This window comes from Modestobacter lapidis (assembly GCF_054780755.1).
Map to the genome: position 1 here is coordinate 62,845 of NZ_BAAGVS010000013.1, position 18,035 is coordinate 80,879.

Genomic DNA, 18,035 nt, shown 5'->3' on the forward strand with positions numbered 1-18,035 from the left:
CGCGCCGAGCCTGCGAGGCGTGGGGAGGAGGGTGGCCCCCTTCCTCACACCCGCGCGGCGATGAGCTGACCCAGCGATCGGGAGAAGGTGGCCGAGATGTGGCTGCCGTCGAAGTAGACGACCGTCCCGCCGATCACCGAGTGGCACTGCGACTCGTCGCAGAACGCATCGGTGAGGTCGAGCACGGACACCCGGTCGTGCTGCAGGGCGACGGCCGCGTCGGCGATCCGGTCCGGCGTCAGGCGCACGTCGCGGGGGCCGGCGCACGGGTCGTCGACCTCACCGGCCGCGGCGATGCAGTCCGGCGCGCTGACCTCCTGGTTGATCAGCTCCCGGCCGAGGTGCACGCCGTTGGTGGTCGGCACGGCACGGACGACGTGCACCTGCTTGCCGGCGTCGGCCAGCAGCCGCAGCGGCGCCTGGGCGACCTCGGCCGGGATCTCGTCGTGCAGGGCGCCCTCGTCGTCCTCGTACTTGTAGATGTCCGAGCGGTAGCTGGTGAAGACCCGGGTGATGGCCGGGTCCGCCGCCATCTGCCGCAGCGCCTCCTCGCCCCACGCCGCACAGGCCGGCGGCTCGTCGGCCGGCTGGTTGGCGGCGGGCATCCGGGCGGTGGCCAGCGGCGGGCACCCGGCCTTGAGGTAGGTGACCACGGCCCAGTTGCGCTCCTCCGCGGCCTCCTCCATCGCCTCGTACAGGCTGGAGGTATGCGAGTCGCCGAAGATCGCGACCGTCTCGACCGGGTCGGTGCTGCCGAACCGGCAGGTCTTCACCTCGGTCTCGGCGAGCACGGAGGCGCAACCGAGGCCCTTGGACACGTCGGTCTTGGCGAACGTGGTGTTGACGGTCTCGGTGTAGGCGAAGGGGTCGCCGCAGCCGCGCTCGGGGTCCATCGCCCCGGCGCCGAAGCAGGGGTCGCCGCCGGTGGCCCAGGCCTCGGCCACCGCGCGCGCCTCCTCCACCTGGTGCTTGACGAACAGCCAGCCACCGGAGGCGAGGACCACGACCAGTGCGGTGGCCACCGCGGTGGCCAGCGCCGTGGCGCCCAGGCCGCGGCGGGCCAGCGGGGTGCCGGTGCGGACCGGGTCCTCGACCCAGACCTTGGTGGCCCAGGCCAGCACGACGGTGGCCACCAGCACGCCGACCTTCGACACGGTGCCCATCTCGGAGCCGATGGCGAAGGGGACGATGACGACCAGCGGCCAGTGCCACAGGTAGGCCGAGTAGGAGATGTCGCCGAGGAAGCGGACGGGACCGAAGTCCGCGACCGTCGTGGGGCTCCAGTCGTGGCGCGGAGCGCCCGCCCAGATGACGGCCACGGTGCCCAGGACGGGCAGCAGGGCGGCCGTGCCGGGGAACGGGGTGGCCGCGGTGAAGGTGAACGCGCTGACGGCGATGGCGCCGAACCCCAGCCAGGACACCACGGTGCGGAGCCGGTGCGACCCGGCGAGCGGGGTGGCGGCCAGCAGGGCGAGCAGCCCACCGAGGCCGAACTCCCAGGCACGGGCCGGGGTGGTGAAGTAGGCCTCCGGCGGGCTGGTGGTCGTCGTCCACAGCGAGTAGCCGAAGGACACCACGGTGATCAGGCCGAGCAGCAGCCCCACGACGGTACGGCGGTGGACGCCGATCCGGATGGCGAGCCACACGGCGACCACGATCAGCAGCGGCCAGAGGACGTAGAACTGCTCCTCCGTCGACAGCGACCAGTAGTGCTGCGCCGGGGAGGCGGCGTTGGTGTGGGCGAGGTAGTCGACGGCGTCGCCGGCCAGCAGCCAGTTCTCGACGTACAGCGCCGAGGCGCCGATCTCGCGGAGGAACGACTGCCAGTAGGTCTGGGGCACCCACACGAACGTCGCCACCGTGGTGCTGAACAGCACCAGCAGTGCGGCGGGCAGCAGCCGGCGCGCGCGGCGGGCCCAGAAGTGGCCCAGTCGCACCCGCCCGTTGCGCTCGACCTCGCGCAGCAGGTGACCGGTGATGAGGAAGCCGGACACGACGAAGAAGACGTCGACGCCCACGTAGCCACCGGGCAGCCGGAGCGGAACGACGTGGTAGATGACCACCAGGGAGACCGCGAGCGCGCGCAGCGCCTGGATCTCGACCCGGACGCCCGAGGACTTCTGCCCGGCCGGCGCCGGCGGGACCGGCGGCACCGGCGGGCGGGTGGTCCGGGTGCTCCCGAGCGGGGCCATCCGCTCGGTGAGGTCGTCCACCGTCACCGACGCCCGACCGCTCGCCACGTCCATCGTCATCGTGTGCTGACCCGCCACGCTTCCCTCGTCTCGCATCCGGCGGGGTCCGAGGTCCGGTGCCCGCCCGTGGTGACCGGCGGCGGTTCCCCGACAGCTGGTCGCACGCGGCAGCTGTCGCTGTCCGTGCTGCGAGAGCGTAACGATCCGGACACGCTCCGGAGCTGGGCTCAAGTGGCGTGGCGCCGCCGTTCGTGGGCAGTTCTGCCCCCTTCGTCACACCGGTCCCACCCGTCGCGCCCGGCCGGCACCGTCGCGTCCGGGAACACCCGGAATGTGACGGACAGGTCCCCGTGGGAGCTGGCCGGGTGCGACGCCCCTCCTGGACCTAGGGTCAGTGGCGATGAACAGCACTTGGACGAGCACGTTGCAGCGCGCGGAGATCGCCGTGCTGGCCTCGATCCGGCGCGGGCTGGGCGAGACCCCCGCCGTTCCCGTCGCCCAGGCGTTGTCGGCCTTCGGCGAGCACGCCCGGGGCTGGCTGGCCCTGGGGGCCATCGGCTGGGCGACCGGCCGGCACCGCCGGGAGTGGCTGACCGGGGCCGCCGGCGTCGCGCTCGCGCACGGCTCGGCCGTCGGCCTCAAGCGCGCCGTCCGGCGGGTCCGGCCCGACCTCGCGCACGTCCCCCCGCTGGGGCCGGTGCACAGCCTGCTCTCCTTCCCGAGCGCGCACGCCACGTCCACCGCGGCAGCCGTCGTCGGGTACGGGCCGGTTCTCGGCCGGCCCGTCCTGGTGGGTGCGCTGGGCGCCATGGCCGTCTCCCGGGTGCTGCTCGGGGTGCACTGGCCCAGCGATGTCGTCGCCGGCGCCCTGCTGGGCGGCGGTGTGGCCGCCGGCGTCCGGCGCGCCGCAACTGCTGGAGGACCGTCATGACACCCCCACCGAGGCGAGCGATGCAGCACGATCCCGAGCACGAGGCGCCGCCCCGGCGGCCGAACGCCGTCATGCCCCTGCCCCCGCTGGTGGCAGGCGAGCCGGTCCGCGTACCGCCGGCCGGCGGCACGCCGGAGGCCGGCCTGCCGGACGCCCTCCCGCCGGACGGGAACCGGCCGGACGGGTGGCGCGGCTCCTTCGCCTGGGGTGTGGTGCGCGCCTTCCGCCCGCGCCAGTGGGTGAAGAACGTCCTGGTGCTGGCCGCCCCGCTGGCCTCCGGACGGATCCTCGAGCTCGAGGTGCTCAGCGCGACCCTCGTCGCCTTCGTCCTCTTCTGCGCGGTCTCGTCGGGCATCTACCTGGTCAACGACTCGGTGGACGCCGAGGAGGACCGCCGCCACCCGGTGAAGCGGTTCCGGCCGATCGCGGCGGGCATCGTGCCGCGGTCGCTGGCACTGGTGCTCGCCGGCGTGCTGTTCGTCGCCGCGCTGGTGATCGCCGCCCTGCTGACCCGGCCGGCGCTGGCCTGGGTGCTCGCCGTGTACGTCGTTCTCCAGCTGGCCTACTGCCTCGCGCTCAAGCAGCAGCCGGTCATCGATCTGGCGATCGTCGCCTCGGGCTTCCTGCTGCGCACCGTCGCCGGCGGTGTCGGGGCCGGTATCGCGATCTCCCAGTGGTTCCTGCTGGTGGCCGCGTTCGGTTCGCTGTTCATGGTGGCCGGCAAGCGGTACTCCGAGCTGGTGGCGATCGGTGAGGGCGCCGCGACGCGCAAGAGCCTGCGCGAGTACTCGGCCAGCTACCTCCGGTTCGTCTGGAGCATGTCCGCCGGCGTGACCGTCACCGTCTACAGCCTGTGGGCCTTCGAGATCGGGGAGAGCCAGGACGGCGTGCCCTGGGCGGCCATCTCGATCGCGCCGTTCGTGCTCGGCCTGCTGCGCAACGCGGTCGACCTGGACAAGGGCGAGGCCGGCGAGCCGGAGGACGTCGTGCTGCACGACAAGGTGCTGCTCGGCCTCGGCGTGGTCTGGCTGGTCACCGTGGCGCTGGGTGTGTTCGGTGGTTGAGGCACTGCCCGCGCCGCCCGTCGATCGCCGGTTCCTCGCCGGGTGGGGGCGCACCGCGCCCACCCCGGCCGAGCTCGTCGGCGTCCGCACGGCCGAGGACGTGCGCGCGGCCGTCCGCCGGGCCGGTGGTCGTGGCGTCGCCGCGCGCGGCCTGGCCCGCAGTTACGGCGATGCCGCGCAGAACGCGGGCGGCACGGTGCTGGACATGGCCGGGCTGGACCAGGTGCGTCAGGTCGACCTGGCCGCCGGCGCGGTCGAGGTGGACGCCGGGGTGCCGCTGGACCGGCTGATGTCCCTGCTGGTGCCGATGGGTCTGTTCGTCCCGGTCACTCCCGGGACCAGGTACGTGACGGTGGGTGGCGCGATCGCGGCGGACATCCACGGCAAGAACCACCACCAGGCCGGGAGCTTCTGCCAGCACGTCGACTGGCTGGATCTGCTGACCGCCGACGGCCAGGTGCGCCGGGTCTCGCCCGACGCGGACCCCGAGCTGTTCTGGGCCACCGCCGGCGGCATGGGGCTCACCGGCGTCGTGCTGGCCGCCCGGGTGCGGATGAAGCGGATCGAGTCGTCGCAGGTGCTCGTCGACACCGACCGGACGCCCGACCTCGCGTCGCTGATGGCCCTGCTGACCGAAACCGACCACCTGTACGACTACTCCGTCGCGTGGATCGACTGCGTCGCCCGCGGCCGGCGGATGGGCCGGTCGGTGCTCACCCGCGGCCGGTTCGCCCGCCGCGACGAACTGCCGGAGAAGAAGCAGCGCGACCCGCTGCGCTACGCCACCTCGGTCAAGTTGAGCGCGCCCGATCTCTTTCCGCCCGGCCTGCTCAACCTCGGCACCGTCGCGGCGTTCAACGAGGTCTGGTACCGGAAGTCGCCCACCCGCAAGCGCGACCAGCTGCAGGGCATCCCGACCTTCTTCCACCCGCTGGACGGGGTGGGGGAGTGGAATCGCATCTACGGCCCGCGCGGGTTCGTGCAGTACCAGTTCGTCGTCCCGTTCGGTGCCGAGGAGGCGTTGCGCGAGGCGATGCTGCGGATCAGCTCCGCCGGGACGGCGTCGTTCCTCGCCGTGCTCAAGCGCTTCGGCCCGGCCAACCCCGGCCCGCTGTCCTTCCCCGCCCCGGGATGGACGCTCGCGCTGGACATCCCGGTGGGCGGCAGCCGGCTGGCCACGCTGCTCGACGAGCTGGACCAGCTGGTCGTCGAGGCCGGCGGGAAGATCTACCTCGCCAAGGATTCCCGGCTGCGCCCGGAGGTGTTCGAGCGGATGTACCCCGACCTCGGCCGCTTCCGTGCCGTCCGGCAGCGGGTCGACCCCGATGGCGTGTTCACCTCGGACCTGGCCAGGAGGCTCTCGCTGTGATCGACGCCCTCGGTTCGGTCGGCTCGCTGCTGCTCGTCGGCGGCACCTCCGACATCGCCGTCGCCACGGCCCACCGGTACCTGCGGGAGCGTCCGCTGCGGGTCGTCGTCGCGGCCCGGGACACCCCCCGCCGCGCGGCGGTGGCCGACCAGCTGAGCGCCGCGGGTGGGTCGGTCGAGGTGGTCGACTTCGACGCCGACGACCCGGGCTCGCCGGAGCGGATGCTGGCCCGGGTCGCGGCCGGCGGGGACGTCGACGTCGCGCTCGTCGCGTTCGGGCAGTTGGGGAACGCCGAGCAGCTGCGCAGCGACGCCGCTGCGGTGGCGCAGCTGGCCCGGGTCAACTACGTGGTGCCGACCGTGGTCGGCACCGTGCTGGCCGAGCACATGCGTCGGCAGGGGCACGGCGTGATCGTCGCGCTGTCCTCGGTGGCCGGGGAACGCCCGCGGGCGTCGAACTTCGTCTACGGCTCGACCAAGGCCGGCCTGGACGCCTTCTACTCGGGGCTGTCCGACTCCCTGGCCGGCAGCGGTGTATCGGTGCTGGTGGTGCGGCCGGGCTTCGTCCGGTCGAAGATGACCGCCGGGATGCCCGATGCACCGCTGGCGACCACCCCCGAGGCGGTGGCCGAGGCGATCGTGAGCGGCATCCGCCGGGGGCGGCACACGGTCTGGGTCCCCGGCGCGATGCGGGTGGTGATGAGCGTGCTGCGGCACGTGCCGCGACCGGTCTTCCGCCGGCTGCCCATCTGACGGCCCGCGCGACGGCGCCAGGCCGTCCGGGCGCTGCCCGGACGGCCTGGTGCCGTGCCGGTCGTCAGTTGATGCAGGTGGTGTCCGCGGCGGTGCGCGGGTCCATGCCCTCGGTGGGCTCGGCCGGCGGTGCCGGCGTGACGGCCTGGCCGACGCCGTTGAAGTCCGACCCCAGGACGAGCTGGACGGTGCCGGTGGTGGCGTCGGTCATCTCCTTGACGACGGCGCCGGGCACGACGGCGGCCAGCGCCGTGGCCAGCGACTCGTCGCCGGGCGCGTGCCGGATCTCGGTGACCGTGTAGTCCATCGAGTCGGCGTTGGCGGTCCCGGTGACGGTGAAGCCCGCCTGGGTCAGCGCGGTGCCGGCATCGCCGGCCAGCCCGGAGGTGCCCGAGCCGTTGTAGACCTCGACGTCCACCTCGGCCGGGGTGGCGGCGACGGGTGCCTCGGCGGTCGGCGCGGCGGCGTCGACCGGCTCGGCCGACAGGTCGGCGAAGAAGGCGTGCAGCGTCGGCACGTCCTCCAGCCGGACGATCGACATGCCGTCCTCCTTGTCGGTCCCGAGGTTCGGCACGGTCTGGAAGTCGATGCTGCCGGCGGTGACCGACTGCATCTGCTGGGCCAGCTGCAGCAGGTTCAGCGACTGGTCGACGGTGAGGGAGTTCGCCGCGGCCTGCACCAGCTCCCGCTGCTTGCCCAGATCCAGCAGGACCTCCTCGGACAGCATCTTGCGCAGCACGCCGGCGATGAACACCTGCTGGCGGACGATCCGGTCGAAGTCGCCGCGGGGCAGCTCGTGGCGCTGCCGGACGAACTCCAGCGCGTCGGCGCCGCTGATGGTCTGGACGCCGGCCGGGAAGACCGCGCCCGAGTAGTAGGAGTCATCCACCGCGTTGCAGAGGTTGACCTCCACCCCGCCGACGACGCTGCTGAGCTCGAAGAAGCCGAGCAGGTCGACCTCGGCGTAGTGGTCGATCTGCAGGCCGGTGAGCGAGCTGATCGTCTGCACCAGCAACTGGGCCCCGGCGGCCAGCTGCTCCTCCTCGGTGGCTGCCTCGGAGTTCTGGTAGCCGTACGCGTAGGCGGCGTTGAGCTTGTCCCAGCCGTAGCCGGGGATCTGCACGTAGGAGTCGCGGGGGAAGGAGACGAAGGACGCCTTCGACCCGTCCGCCGGGACGTGCACCAGGATCATCGTGTCGGTGTTGATGCCGGAGTCCTTGCCGGCGTTGAGCTGGGCCAGCTGCTCCTCGGTCAGCGCCGCCCGGCTGTCGTTGCCGACCAGCAGGAGGTTCATCGCCTCGCCGACCGAGCCGGCGTCCTCGTTGCCCGCGGTGGGGATGGCGTCGGTGCGGTTGACGGTCGCCTCGGCCACCCGGCCGAGGTACCAGCCCCAGCCGCTGGTGCCCAGCAGGACCAGGGACACCAGGCCGGCCACGACCCGGGCGGCGACGGCGGCGCGGGAGCCACCGCGACCGGACCGGGGTGCCGCGGCGGTGCGGTCCGGCCGGCCGGGGGAGCGGCCCAGGCGAGGGTCCAGCCGTGGCGGGAGAGGGCGCGCCGGTCCAGGCGCTGCGCGCTCGTCGTCTCTGCTCACGGGTACGTCCTCACGTCAGGTGGCCGACGTCGGGAAGGTGCCAGGAAGAGGCCCGTCGTCGAGCGGCGTGGTCGTCGGCGACTGTACGACCCGGAACTGTGCCCGGTGGTCACGTCGCCACGCCGGCGTCTGCCGTGTCCGGGCCGCGGTGGCACATCCGTCACACGCGACCCGGGAACGCTCACCGGCGTCGGCTCCGCGGGCTCCGGCGCCTCCGGCCGACGGCGACCAGGACGGTTCCGCCGGAGAAGCCGGGGTCACCAGATGGGGGTGTGTTTTCGTCACGGTCTGCCATCGGTCGACTCGCCTGAGTGTCGAGAAGATGAGCTGAACGTGCCTGTGCTGTCCGGCAGGCCGCTGCTCACCGCTCATCGGAGGACCACCACGTGCGTCGTACACTCACGGGCCTCATCGCCTTGCTGGCCCTGACCGGCACCCTGCTCGTCCTGCCCGTCTACGCCGCACCGGTCCCCGAACCGGAGCCGGTCGCCGGTTCCAGTGCCGAGGTCTCGATGGGCTCGGTCGACGCGCCGGCGCCCGCCGCCGATGTGCAGCCGGGCACCACCGCCCCGGTTCCCGGGGTCTCGTCGACCGAGCCCACCCTCACGGTCGCCGGCAGCGACGTGGCGCCGTTCTCGCTCGTCGGCGTCACCTGGACCCACGACCCGGCCGTCACCGACACGGTCGTGCAGGTCCGCGTGCGCACCGAGGACGGCGACTGGGGCACGTGGACGGAGGTCACCCCCGAGACCGCCGACCAGAGCACCACCGCGGCCACCGGCGCCGAGCTGCGCGGTGGGACCAGCCCGCTGTGGACCGGCCCGAGCACCGGCGTCGAGGCGGAGCTGGTGACGCGGTCGGGCGCCCAGCCCACCGACGTCCAGCTCGAGCTGATCGACCCGGGTGCCAGCGCGGCCGACGCCGCGCTCGACGCCCCGGAGATCACCGACACCGCGAACGCGGCCGCCGCGATGCCGGCCGTCTTCTCCCGGGCGCAGTGGGGGGCCGACGAGCGGATCCGCAGCTGGGGGCCGGAGTACGCCCCCACGATCAAGGCCGCGACGCTGCACCACACCGCGGACTCGAACAACTACTCGTACGACCAGGTGCCCGCCATGATGCGGTCGATCTACCAGTACCACACCGTCAAGCTGGGCTGGGGCGACATCGGCTACAACGTCATCGTCGACAAGTTCGGCCGGCTCTTCGAGGGCCGGGCCGGCGGCCTGGCCAGCACGGTGATCGCCGCGCACGCCGGTGGCTTCAACAACTCGACCTTCGGCGTCTCGATGCTCGGCAACTACGACGTGGTGCCGGTGCCGCAGGGGACGGTCGACTCCGTCGCCGCGATCATCGCCTGGAAGTTCTCGTTGTTCGGCATCGACCCGAGGGGCAGCACGGTGCTCACGTCCCGCGGCGGCGGCACCTCGCGGTACGCCGCGGGGACCACGGTCACCCTCCCGACGATCTTCGGCCACCGGGACGTCGGCTCGACGGCCTGCCCGGGCCGGTACGGCTACGCCCGCCTCGCCGAGATCCGCGACAAGGTGACCGCCCAGCTTGGCTCGGCGGCCCCGCTGGTGCAGAAGCGCTACGACTCCGACGCCGCCGTCCGGACGCTGCTCGGCACGCCGGCCACCCCGGTCACCCCGCTTCCGGGCGGTGCGTTCGCCCACTACGCCAACGGGTCGCTGTACGCCTCGACGAACACCGGGGCGCACGTCGTCCGAGGGGTCCTGCGGGACAAGTGGGCGTCGCTGGGCTGGGAGAACAGCTGGCTGGGCTACCCGATCACCGACGTGGCCGCGACCCCGGACGGCTCGGGGCAGTTCCAGCACTTCCAGCAGGGGTCCCTGTACTGGTCCCCGGCGACGGGCGCGCACGCCGTCGCCGGCGCGGTGCGCGACAAGTGGTCGACCACCGGCTGGGAGGTCGGTTACCTGGGCTACCCGACGACCGACCAGACGCCGATCCGCGGTGGCGGAGCGCAGTACGCGCACTTCCAGGGCGGGTCGATCTACTGGTCCGCGGCGACCGGTGCCCACGTGCTGGGCGGCGCTGTCTACGACCGGTGGGCCGCGTCCGGCTGGGAGAACAGCCGGCTCGGGCTGCCGGTGACCGATCTGGCCGTGGCGCCGGACCGGGTCGGCCTGTTCGCCCACTTCGAGCACGGCTCCATCTACTGGACCCCCACCACCGGCGCCCGGCTGCTCGACAAGGCCGTCTACGGGGCGTGGGCGGCGACCGGGTGGGAGACCGGGCCGCTGGGCTACCCCGTGACCGACCTGACGCGGACGCCCAACGGGCAGGCCGAGTACGTGCACTTCCAGCGCGGCTCGGTGTACGCCTCGGCGGCCACCGGCGCGCGGGCCCTGTCCGGCCCGCTCCTGGCCGCCTGGGCGGCCAGCGGCTGGGAGAACGGTTTGCTCGGCCTGCCGGTCACCGGCACCGGGAAGACCCCGGACGGCAAGGCGACCTACCAGCACTTCCAGCGCGGGTCGATCTACTCCACGGCAGCAACCGGCACCCGGACCCTGACCACGGCGGTCCGCGACGGCTGGGCGGCGTCCGGCTGGGAGGCGGGACCGCTGGGCTACCCGACCTCCGACGCCGGCCCCACCCCCGACGGCCGCGGGACCGTCGCCACCTTCCAGGGCGGCGAGGTCTACGCCTCGCCGGCCACCGGTGCGCACGCGGTCTCCGCCCGGCTCCGGACCGCTTTCGTGGCGGCCGGCGGGGTGGCCGGCTCGCTCGGCCTGCCGGTCGGTGACGCCGGGAGGACCCCGGACGGCAAGGCGACCTACCAGCACTTCGAGGGCGGGTCGATCTACTCGACGACGGCGACCGGGACGCACGTGGTGCCCGCAGCCGCCTTCGGGGTCTGGGCCGCCTCGGGCTTCGAGCGGGGGCCGCTGGGCTACCCGACCTCCGGACCGACCACGACCACCACGACGACCCCCGGCACGGGTGCGTCCGGGCCGGCGGCCGGCACCGTGCAGACGTTCCAGGGCGGCGCGCTCTACTCCGCGGGCGGCGCGGTCCGCATGGTCACCGCGCCGTTCCAGGCGGCCGTCACGGCTGCCGGGGGGACGGCGCGGTTCGGGTTCCCGATCACCGATCCCGGCCGCACGCCGGACGGCAAGGCCACCTACCAGCATTTCGCCGGCGGATCGGTCTACTCCACGGCGGGTGGGGCGTTCGCGCTGCCGGCGGCCATCCGGGATTCCTGGGCGCTCGCCGGTTGGGAGGGCGGGTCGCTGGGCTACCCGGTCACGACGGTGCGGCCGACGCCCGGCAGCGCCGGTGAGTACGTCCACTTCGCCGGCGGGTCGGTCTACTGGAGCCGGGCGACCGGGGCCCACGTCGTCCGCGGGCCGGTGCGCGACGCCTGGGCGGCCGCCGGCTGGGAGCAGGGCGTGCTCGGCTTCCCGACCACCGACCACACCGTCACGCCGGACCGGAAGGGCGCCTACACCTACTTCCAGGGCGGCGCCGTCTACTGGAGCCAGGGAACCGGCGCGCACGTCCTGCGGGGCGCGGTGCTCGACGCCTGGGCCCGGACCGGCTGGGAGCAGGGCCGGCTCGGCTACCCCACCTCCGACACCCGGACCGTCAGCGGCGGTACCCGAACCGACTTCGAACGAGGCTTCATCAGCGTGTCGACGTCAACGGGTGAGGCCACCGTTACCGTACGGTGATATCCGGCGTGCAACGCCCCCGCAGCACCACCGCTGAGGGCCGCGACCCGAAGGGCCTCCCGACATGACGTCTTCCCCGTTCCGGAGCCGCCGAGGGCGGCTCGTGCTCGCCTCCGCCGCCGTGGTCGGGCTGACCGGCTGCACCGGCGGTGCAGCCGACGTGGAACGAGCGGCGGCCGGGCAGGCCGCCGGGACGGTCACCGGGGCGACGACGTCGACGTCGACGACGGCGCCGGTGACCCCGCCGGTGGGCGTGGTCACCGACGACGACGCCCCGGTCGCGACCGACGCCCCGCGGCCGGCCACCACCGACGTGGTGCTGACCTACCTGGTCTGGGACGGGGCCGCGGACGCGGTGATCGCCAGTGGCTACGTCAGCCCGGTGATCGAGGACGGCGGAACCTGCACCCTCGAGCTCACCCGGGACGGAGAGTCGGTGTCGACGACGTCGGACGCCGTCGCCGACGCCTCCACCACGTCCTGTGGCCAGCTGCAGGTCCTCGGCGACGACCTGGCGCCGGGCGAGTGGAGTGCCGTCCTGGGCTACGAGTCGGGGACGACGAGCGGGACCTCCGAACCGTTCGACGTGCGGGTGGCGGAGTGACCGTGCTGCGTCGGCTGCTCGCCGGGATGCTGGCGGTCGTCTGCGGCGCGGGCGTCGTCGCCGGTGTGCTCGCCACCCTTCCGCCGGCGGCGCCGACCCCGTTGGTGGAGGCGGCGGACACGTCGCAGTTCCGGCCCGGCAACATCATCAGCGACCAGCTGTTCTTCGACGGCAACGCGATGGACACCGGCGCGGTCCAGACGTTCCTGAACGCGAAGAACCCCAACTGCAAGGTCGGCAACGACGGCACCTGGTGTCTGAAGGACTACCTGGTCGACACCGCCACCAAGCCCGCGGACAGCAGGTGCCCCGGCACCTACGTCGGAGCGGCCGCCGAGCGGGCCGCGGCGGTCATCGCCAAGGTCGGGCAGGCCTGCGGCGTCAGCCAGCGGGTGCTGCTGGTGATCCTGCAGAAGGAGCAGAGCCTGGTCACCGCCAGCGGTTCCAGCCTCTACGCCAAGCGGTACCGGGAGGCGATGGGCTTCGGTTGCCCGGACACCGCGCCGTGCAAGCCGGAGTACAACGGCTTCTTCAACCAGGTCTACAGCGCCGCGTGGCAGTACCGGAACTACGCGGCGGACTCCAGCCGGTACAACTACAAGGCCGGGCTGGTCAACAACCTGCGCTACCACCCGAATGCCGCCTGCGGCAGCACGCCGGTCTTCATCGAGAACCAGGCGACCGCCGGCCTCTACAACTACACCCCCTACCAGCCCAACGCCGCGGCGCTCAACGCCGGCAAGGGCACCGGCGACGGGTGCTCGGCGTACGGCAACCGCAACTTCTGGATCTACTACACCGACTGGTTCGGCTCGACCCAGGTGCCCGGCGCCGCGCAGGTGACCGGCCGGTACGCCGAGCTGGGCGGGGCGACCGGCGTGCTGGGGAGCATCGCGGGCAACGTCGTCTGCGGGCTGGCCGGTGGCGGCTGCCTGCAGTCCTACGCCCGGGGCGCCATCTACTGGTCGCCGGCGACCGGCGCCCGGTACGTGCTCTACGGCGCGGTGCGCGACAAGTGGGGCTCGCTGGGCTGGGAGGCCGGCCCGCTGGGCTGGCCGGTGCGCGACGCGATGTGCGAACTGCCCGGCGACGGCTGCTTCCAGGAGTTCCAGCGCGGCTCGATCTACTGGTCGCCGGCCTCCGGCGCCCACAGCGTCAACGGTGCGGTCCGGGACAAGTGGGGGACCACCGGCTGGGAGGGCGGCTACCTCGGCTACCCGACGAGCGACCAGGCGGGCATCCGCGGCGGCGCGGCGCACTACGCGCACTTCCAGGGCGGGTCGATCTACTGGTCCGCGGCAACCGGTGCCCACGTGCTCGGTGGCGTGGTCTACGACCGGTGGGCCGCGTCCGGCTGGGAGAACGGCCCGCTCGGGCTGCCGGTGACCGACCTGGCCGTGGCGCCGGACGGAGTGGGCCTGTTCGCCCACTTCGAGCACGGCTCCATCTACTGGACGCCCACCACCGGCGCCCGGCTGCTCCCCGAGCCGGTCTACGCCGCCTGGGCCGGCACCGGATGGGAGAACGGTCCGCTGGGCTACCCGGTGTCGGACGTGGCCGGCACGCCGAACGGCACAGCGCAGTACGTGCACTTCCAGGGCGGCTCGGTGTACGTCTCGGCGGCCACCGGCGCGCGCGCCCTGTCCGGCCCGATCCTGGCCGCCTGGGCGGCCAGCGGCTGGGAGAACGGTCCGCTCGGCCTGCCGGTGACCGGCGCAGGGAGGACCCCGGACGGCAAGGCGACCTACCAGCACTTCGAGGGCGGGTCGATCTACTCGACCGCGACGAGCGGTACCCGGGTGCTGCCCACCGCCATCCGGGACGGCTGGGCGGCCGCGGGCTGGGAGGCCGGGGTGCTCGGTTACCCGACCTCCGGCGCCACCCCGACAGCGGACGGCCGTGGCCAGGTGCAGAGCTTCCAGGGCGGCAAGGTCTACGCCTCGCCGGCCACCGGTGGGCACGGCGTGCCCACCGCCCTCCTCCCGGCGTACGAGGCGGCCGGCGGCCCGGCCGGCTCGCTCGGCCTGCCGGTCGACGACGCCGCGAGGACCCCGGACGGCAAGGCGACCTACCAGCACTTCGAGCACGGGTCGATCTACTCGACCGCGACGACCGGCACCCGGGTGCTGCCCACCGCCATCCGGGACGGCTGGGCGGCCTCCGGCTGGGAGCGGGGCCCGCTCGGCTACCCGAACGCCGACGCCGTCGCCACCCCCGACGGCCGGGGCCTGCTGGTCCGCTTCGAGGGCGGCGCAATCTACGCCTCGCCGGCCACCGGCGGGCACGCGGTTCCCGCGGCGCTGCTGGGCGCCTACACGGCGGCCGGCGGAGCGAGCGGGTCGCTCGGCCTGCCGGTCAGCGGCGTGGGGAGGACCCCGGACGGCAAGGCGACCTACCAGCACTTCGAGCACGGGTCGATCTACGCCACCGCCGCCACCGGCGCACGGGTGGTCCCCACCGCTATCCGGAACGGCTGGGCGGCCTCGGGTTGGGAACGTGGCCCGCTGGGCTACCCGACTGGCACGGCCGCGGCGACCGCGGACGGCCGGGGGCAGGTGCAGGCGTTCCAGGGCGGCGAGCTCTACGTCTCACCGGCCACCGGCACGCACGCGGTGCCCACCGCCCTGCTCAGCGCCTACGGCGCGGCGGCCGGCGAACTCGGGCTGCCGGTCAGCGACGCGGGGAGGACCCCGGACGGCGCGGCGACCTACCAGCACTTCGAGGGCGGGTCGCTGTACGCCACCGCCGCCACCGGCGCCCGCGCCCTGCCCGTGGTCTTCCGCGACGCCTGGTCGCTGACCGGCTGGGAACGCGGCCCGCTGGGCTACCCGACGGCCGGGGTCACCGCGACGCCCGACGGCCTCGGCCGCTACCAGCACTTCCAGGGCGGGTCGATCTACTGGACCCGGGCCACCGGCGCGCACGCCGTGCACGGGCCGGTACGCGCGGCGTGGACGCGGACCGGCTGGGAGGCCGGTGTCCTCGGCTACCCGACGACCGACGTCACCGGCACCCCCGACGGCGTGGGCCAGTACGCCCACTTCCAGGGCGGTGCGATCTACGCCACCCCGGCCACCGGGGCCCGCGTGCTGCGCGACGACGTGCTGGCGGCCTGGGCGGCGACCGGGTGGGAGCAGGGCTCCCTGGGCTATCCGACGTCGGACGAGCGGCCGGTGGCCGGTGGCAGCCGGACGGACTTCCAGCGGGGGTCGATCACCGTGGACGGTGTGACCGGTGAGGCCACTGTGCAGCTGCGATCGTGATGCCCCCCGCAGTCGATGTCAGGCGTGCCGGCCGGCCGACCCGCCCAGGTAGCGTGGGGCACATGACCGTCACCGCCGTCCCCGGCGCGAGGAGCTGGCGCCGCGCGGCCGACGACCTGGTCGGCGGGTGGGGGCAACGGCAGCTGTGGGGGCACCTCGGCTGGCAGGACATCCGGCAGCGCTACCGCCGGTCCCTTCTGGGCCCCATCTGGATCACGATCAGCATGGCCGTGACGGCCGTCGCGCTGGGCATCCTCTACGCCGGCCTGTTCGGCAACGAGCTCTCCGTGCAGCTGCCCTACATCCTCGTGGGCTTCATCGTGTGGGGCTTCATCAGCGGTTGCATCAGCGAGGGCTCCGAGGTGTTCATCGCCAACGAGGGGCTGATCAAGCACCTGCCCTCGCCGTTGTCGGTGCACGTGTACCGGCTGGTGTGGCGGCAGGTGCTCTTCTTCGCGCACAACCTCGCCGTGTACGCGGTCATGCTGATCATCTTCCCCCAGCAGCTGTCCTGGACGTCGCTCACGGCATTCCCGGCCTTCCTGCTGCTCACGCTGAACGGCGCCTGGGCGGCGCTGCTCCTCGGGATGGCCACCACCCGGTTCCGCGATCTGACCCCGATCACCCAGAGCATCGTCCAGTTGATGTTCTTCCTCACCCCGATCGTCTGGATCTACGAGGACCTGGTCAACAGCCCCAACCCGGCCATCGCCGAGCGGGCGCGGCTGGTCGAGTTCAACCCGTTCCTGCACTTCATCGAGATCATCCGCCAGCCCATGTTGGGCCAGGACCAGCAGATCCGGCACTGGATCATCGTCCTGGCGATCACCGTCGTCGGCTGGGCCGTGACGCTGGTCGTGCTGCGCCGTTACCGCGCGCGCATCTCCTACTGGGTGTGACCGTGTCGGAGGACAGACCCCTGGTCAGCATCACCACCGAGAACGCCTGTGTCGACTTCCCGATCTTCGACGCGAAGAGCCGGTCCCTGAAGAAGACGGTCATGGGCATGGTCGGCGGCAACATCGCCAGCGAGTCGCGGGTGCCGGTCATCGAGGCGCTGCGGGACATCACCCTGCAGCTCGGCCACGGCGCCCGCGTCGGGCTGGTCGGGCACAACGGCGCCGGCAAGTCGACGCTGCTCCGGCTGCTGTCGGGCATCTACGAGCCCACCCGGGGCTCCGCGGTCGTCACCGGCCGGGTCGCCCCGGTGTTCGACCTGGGCGTCGGGATGGACCCGGAGGTGTCCGGGCTGGAGAACATCGTCGTCCGGGGGCTGTTCCTGGGCATGAGCCGCAAGCAGATGGAGGCGCGGGTCGACGACATCGCCGAGTTCACCGAGCTCGGCGACTTCCTGCGGATGCCGCTGCGCACCTACTCCACCGGCATGCGGGTGCGCCTGGCCCTGGGGGTGGTCACCAGCATCGATCCCGAGATCCTGCTCCTGGACGAGGGCATCGGCGCCGTCGATGCCGCCTTCCTGGACAAGTCGAAGAAGCGGCTCGCCGAGCTGGTCGAGCGCTCGGGGCTGCTGGTGTTCGCCTCGCACTCCGACGAGTTCCTCCGCGAGCTCTGCGACACCGCGATCTGGATGGAACACGGGCGGATCGTGCAGCACGGCGACCTCGAGGACGTGCTGCGCGCGTACAAGGGCGCCTCCGCGTGACCGACGGCCGCGTCGTCGCCGTGATCGTGACCCGGCACCGTCAGGAGCAGCTGCGGCAGAGCCTGGCCGCCATCGCGGGACAGAGCCGGCGACCCGACCACGTGGTCGTGGTGGACAACGGCGTCGACCAGCCGGCGGAGACCGTGGTGCTGGCCAGCGGTCTACCGGTCACCTACCTCCCGAGCGAGCGGAACCTCGGCGGTGCGGGTGGGTTCGCGCTCGGCATGCTGCACGCGCTGGCCCTGGGCGCCGACTGGGTCTGGTGCGCCGACGACGACGGACGGCCGGCCGACGGCACGGTGCTGGCCACGCTGCTCGACACCGCGCAGCGGCACGGCCTGGCCGAGGTCTCGCCGATGGTCACCGACCTCGCCGACCCCGACCGGCTGGCCTTCCCGCTGCGCCGCGGGCTGCGCTGGCGTCGCCGGCGCAGCGACTTCGCCGGCGTCGAGGTGCTGCGCAACTACGCCTCGCTGTTCAACGGCGCGCTGTTCCGCGCCGACGCCCTCGACGTCGTCGGGGTCCCGGACTACCGGCTGTTCTTCCGCGGCGACGAGACCGAGGTGCACCGCCGGATGCTCCGGGCGGGGCTGCCCTTCGGCACCTGCGTGGCCGCGGCCTACCAGCACCCCGAGGGGACGTCGGAGTTCCAGCCCATCCTGGGCGGCCGGCTGTCGGCGCAGTACCCCGGCAACGAGGTCAAGCGGTACTTCACCTACCGCAACCGCGGGTACCTGATGGCCCAGCCGGGCATGCGCTGGCTGCTCCCCCTGGAGTTCGTCCGGTTCGGCTGGTTCTTCCTGGTGTCCCGGCGCGACCGGGCCGGCTGGCGTGAGTGGCTGCGGCTGACCCGGGCCGGACGCCGGGAGCGGTTCACCCGACCCGGCGCCTGAAAGCGTGGAGGC

At 73.3% G+C, this 18,035-nt stretch carries 12 protein-coding genes; 10 read left to right on the forward strand and 2 right to left on the reverse strand.

Annotated elements, in window-relative coordinates; translation table 11 throughout:
* Positions 1-44: 44 nt before the first annotated feature.
* Positions 45-2,270 (reverse strand): acyltransferase family protein, encoded by a 2,226-nt coding sequence (locus tag ACYVG5_RS14055; RefSeq protein ID WP_222049902.1) that lies wholly within the window; start codon positions 2,268-2,270, stop codon positions 45-47.
* A 322-nt stretch (positions 2,271-2,592) separates the two neighbouring features.
* On the opposite strand from ACYVG5_RS14055, the gene ACYVG5_RS14060 reads away from it, so the two are divergent.
* Genes ACYVG5_RS14060 through ACYVG5_RS14075 form a run of 4 tightly spaced genes read left to right on the forward strand, consistent with a single transcriptional unit; the run spans position 2,593 to position 6,308 of the window.
* Positions 2,593-3,123, forward strand: a complete 531-nt coding sequence (locus tag ACYVG5_RS14060) for a phosphatase PAP2 family protein (protein WP_222049901.1) — start codon at positions 2,593-2,595, stop codon at positions 3,121-3,123.
* 20 nt (positions 3,124-3,143) lie between these two features.
* Positions 3,144-4,187, forward strand: coding sequence for a decaprenyl-phosphate phosphoribosyltransferase (locus tag ACYVG5_RS14065; protein ID WP_460683264.1), 1,044 nt, complete (start codon positions 3,144-3,146; stop codon positions 4,185-4,187).
* Positions 4,180-5,556, forward strand: coding sequence for an FAD-binding oxidoreductase (locus tag ACYVG5_RS14070; RefSeq protein WP_460683265.1), 1,377 nt, complete (start codon positions 4,180-4,182; stop codon positions 5,554-5,556). Before ACYVG5_RS14065 ends, ACYVG5_RS14070 begins: the two co-directional genes overlap by 8 nt.
* Positions 5,553-6,308 carry a decaprenylphospho-beta-D-erythro-pentofuranosid-2-ulose 2-reductase gene (locus ACYVG5_RS14075; protein WP_222049899.1) on the forward strand — a complete coding sequence of 252 codons (756 nt, stop codon included), beginning with the start codon at positions 5,553-5,555 and terminating at the stop codon, positions 6,306-6,308. The genes ACYVG5_RS14070 and ACYVG5_RS14075 overlap by 4 nt, the downstream gene beginning before the upstream one ends.
* Positions 6,309-6,372: 64 nt before the next feature.
* On the opposite strand, the gene ACYVG5_RS14080 is transcribed toward ACYVG5_RS14075, so the two are convergent.
* Positions 6,373-7,902: an LCP family protein gene (locus ACYVG5_RS14080; protein ID WP_222049898.1), complete on the reverse strand. Its 1,530-nt coding sequence runs from the start codon at positions 7,900-7,902 to the stop codon at positions 6,373-6,375.
* A 386-nt stretch (positions 7,903-8,288) separates the two neighbouring features.
* Between ACYVG5_RS14080 and ACYVG5_RS14085 the strand changes: the two genes are divergently transcribed.
* The 6 genes from ACYVG5_RS14085 (at position 8,289) to glfT1 (ending at position 18,023) form a co-directional block, all read left to right on the forward strand.
* Complete coding sequence (locus ACYVG5_RS14085; protein WP_222049896.1) at positions 8,289-11,600, forward strand: N-acetylmuramoyl-L-alanine amidase; 3,312 nt, start codon at positions 8,289-8,291, stop codon at positions 11,598-11,600.
* A gap of 64 nt (positions 11,601-11,664) precedes the next feature.
* On the forward strand, positions 11,665-12,204 hold the full coding sequence (locus ACYVG5_RS14090) for a hypothetical protein (protein WP_222049895.1): 540 nt from the start codon (positions 11,665-11,667) through the stop codon (positions 12,202-12,204).
* A complete protein-coding gene (locus ACYVG5_RS14095; RefSeq protein WP_222049894.1) occupies positions 12,201-15,467 on the forward strand; it encodes an LGFP repeat-containing protein in 3,267 nt (1,088 codons plus the stop codon). Before ACYVG5_RS14090 ends, ACYVG5_RS14095 begins: the two co-directional genes overlap by 4 nt.
* A gap of 62 nt (positions 15,468-15,529) precedes the next feature.
* On the forward strand, positions 15,530-16,366 hold the full coding sequence (wzm, locus tag ACYVG5_RS14100) for a galactan export ABC transporter permease subunit Wzm/RfbD (RefSeq protein WP_222049893.1): 837 nt from the start codon (positions 15,530-15,532) through the stop codon (positions 16,364-16,366).
* Positions 16,363-17,130: a galactan export ABC transporter ATP-binding subunit Wzt/RfbE gene (gene wzt, locus ACYVG5_RS14105; RefSeq protein ID WP_460683266.1), complete on the forward strand. Its 768-nt coding sequence runs from the start codon at positions 16,363-16,365 to the stop codon at positions 17,128-17,130. The genes wzm and wzt overlap by 4 nt, the downstream gene beginning before the upstream one ends.
* Positions 17,127-18,023: a galactofuranosyltransferase GlfT1 gene (gene glfT1 / locus ACYVG5_RS14110; RefSeq protein WP_222049892.1), complete on the forward strand. Its 897-nt coding sequence runs from the start codon at positions 17,127-17,129 to the stop codon at positions 18,021-18,023. The genes wzt and glfT1 overlap by 4 nt, the downstream gene beginning before the upstream one ends.
* Positions 18,024-18,035: the final 12 nt, after the last annotated feature.

What these genes read in the sequence shown, in the direction of transcription:
- ACYVG5_RS14060 (WP_222049901.1), top strand. Translation starts at nt 2,593, where the DNA reads ATGAACAGCACTTGGACGAGCACGTTGCAGCGCGCGGAGATCGCCGTG.
- ACYVG5_RS14065 (WP_460683264.1), top strand. Translation starts at nt 3,144, where the DNA reads ATGCAGCACGATCCCGAGCACGAGGCGCCGCCCCGGCGGCCGAACGCC.
- ACYVG5_RS14090 (WP_222049895.1), top strand. Translation starts at nt 11,665, where the DNA reads ATGACGTCTTCCCCGTTCCGGAGCCGCCGAGGGCGGCTCGTGCTCGCC.
- wzm (WP_222049893.1), top strand. Translation starts at nt 15,530, where the DNA reads ATGACCGTCACCGCCGTCCCCGGCGCGAGGAGCTGGCGCCGCGCGGCC.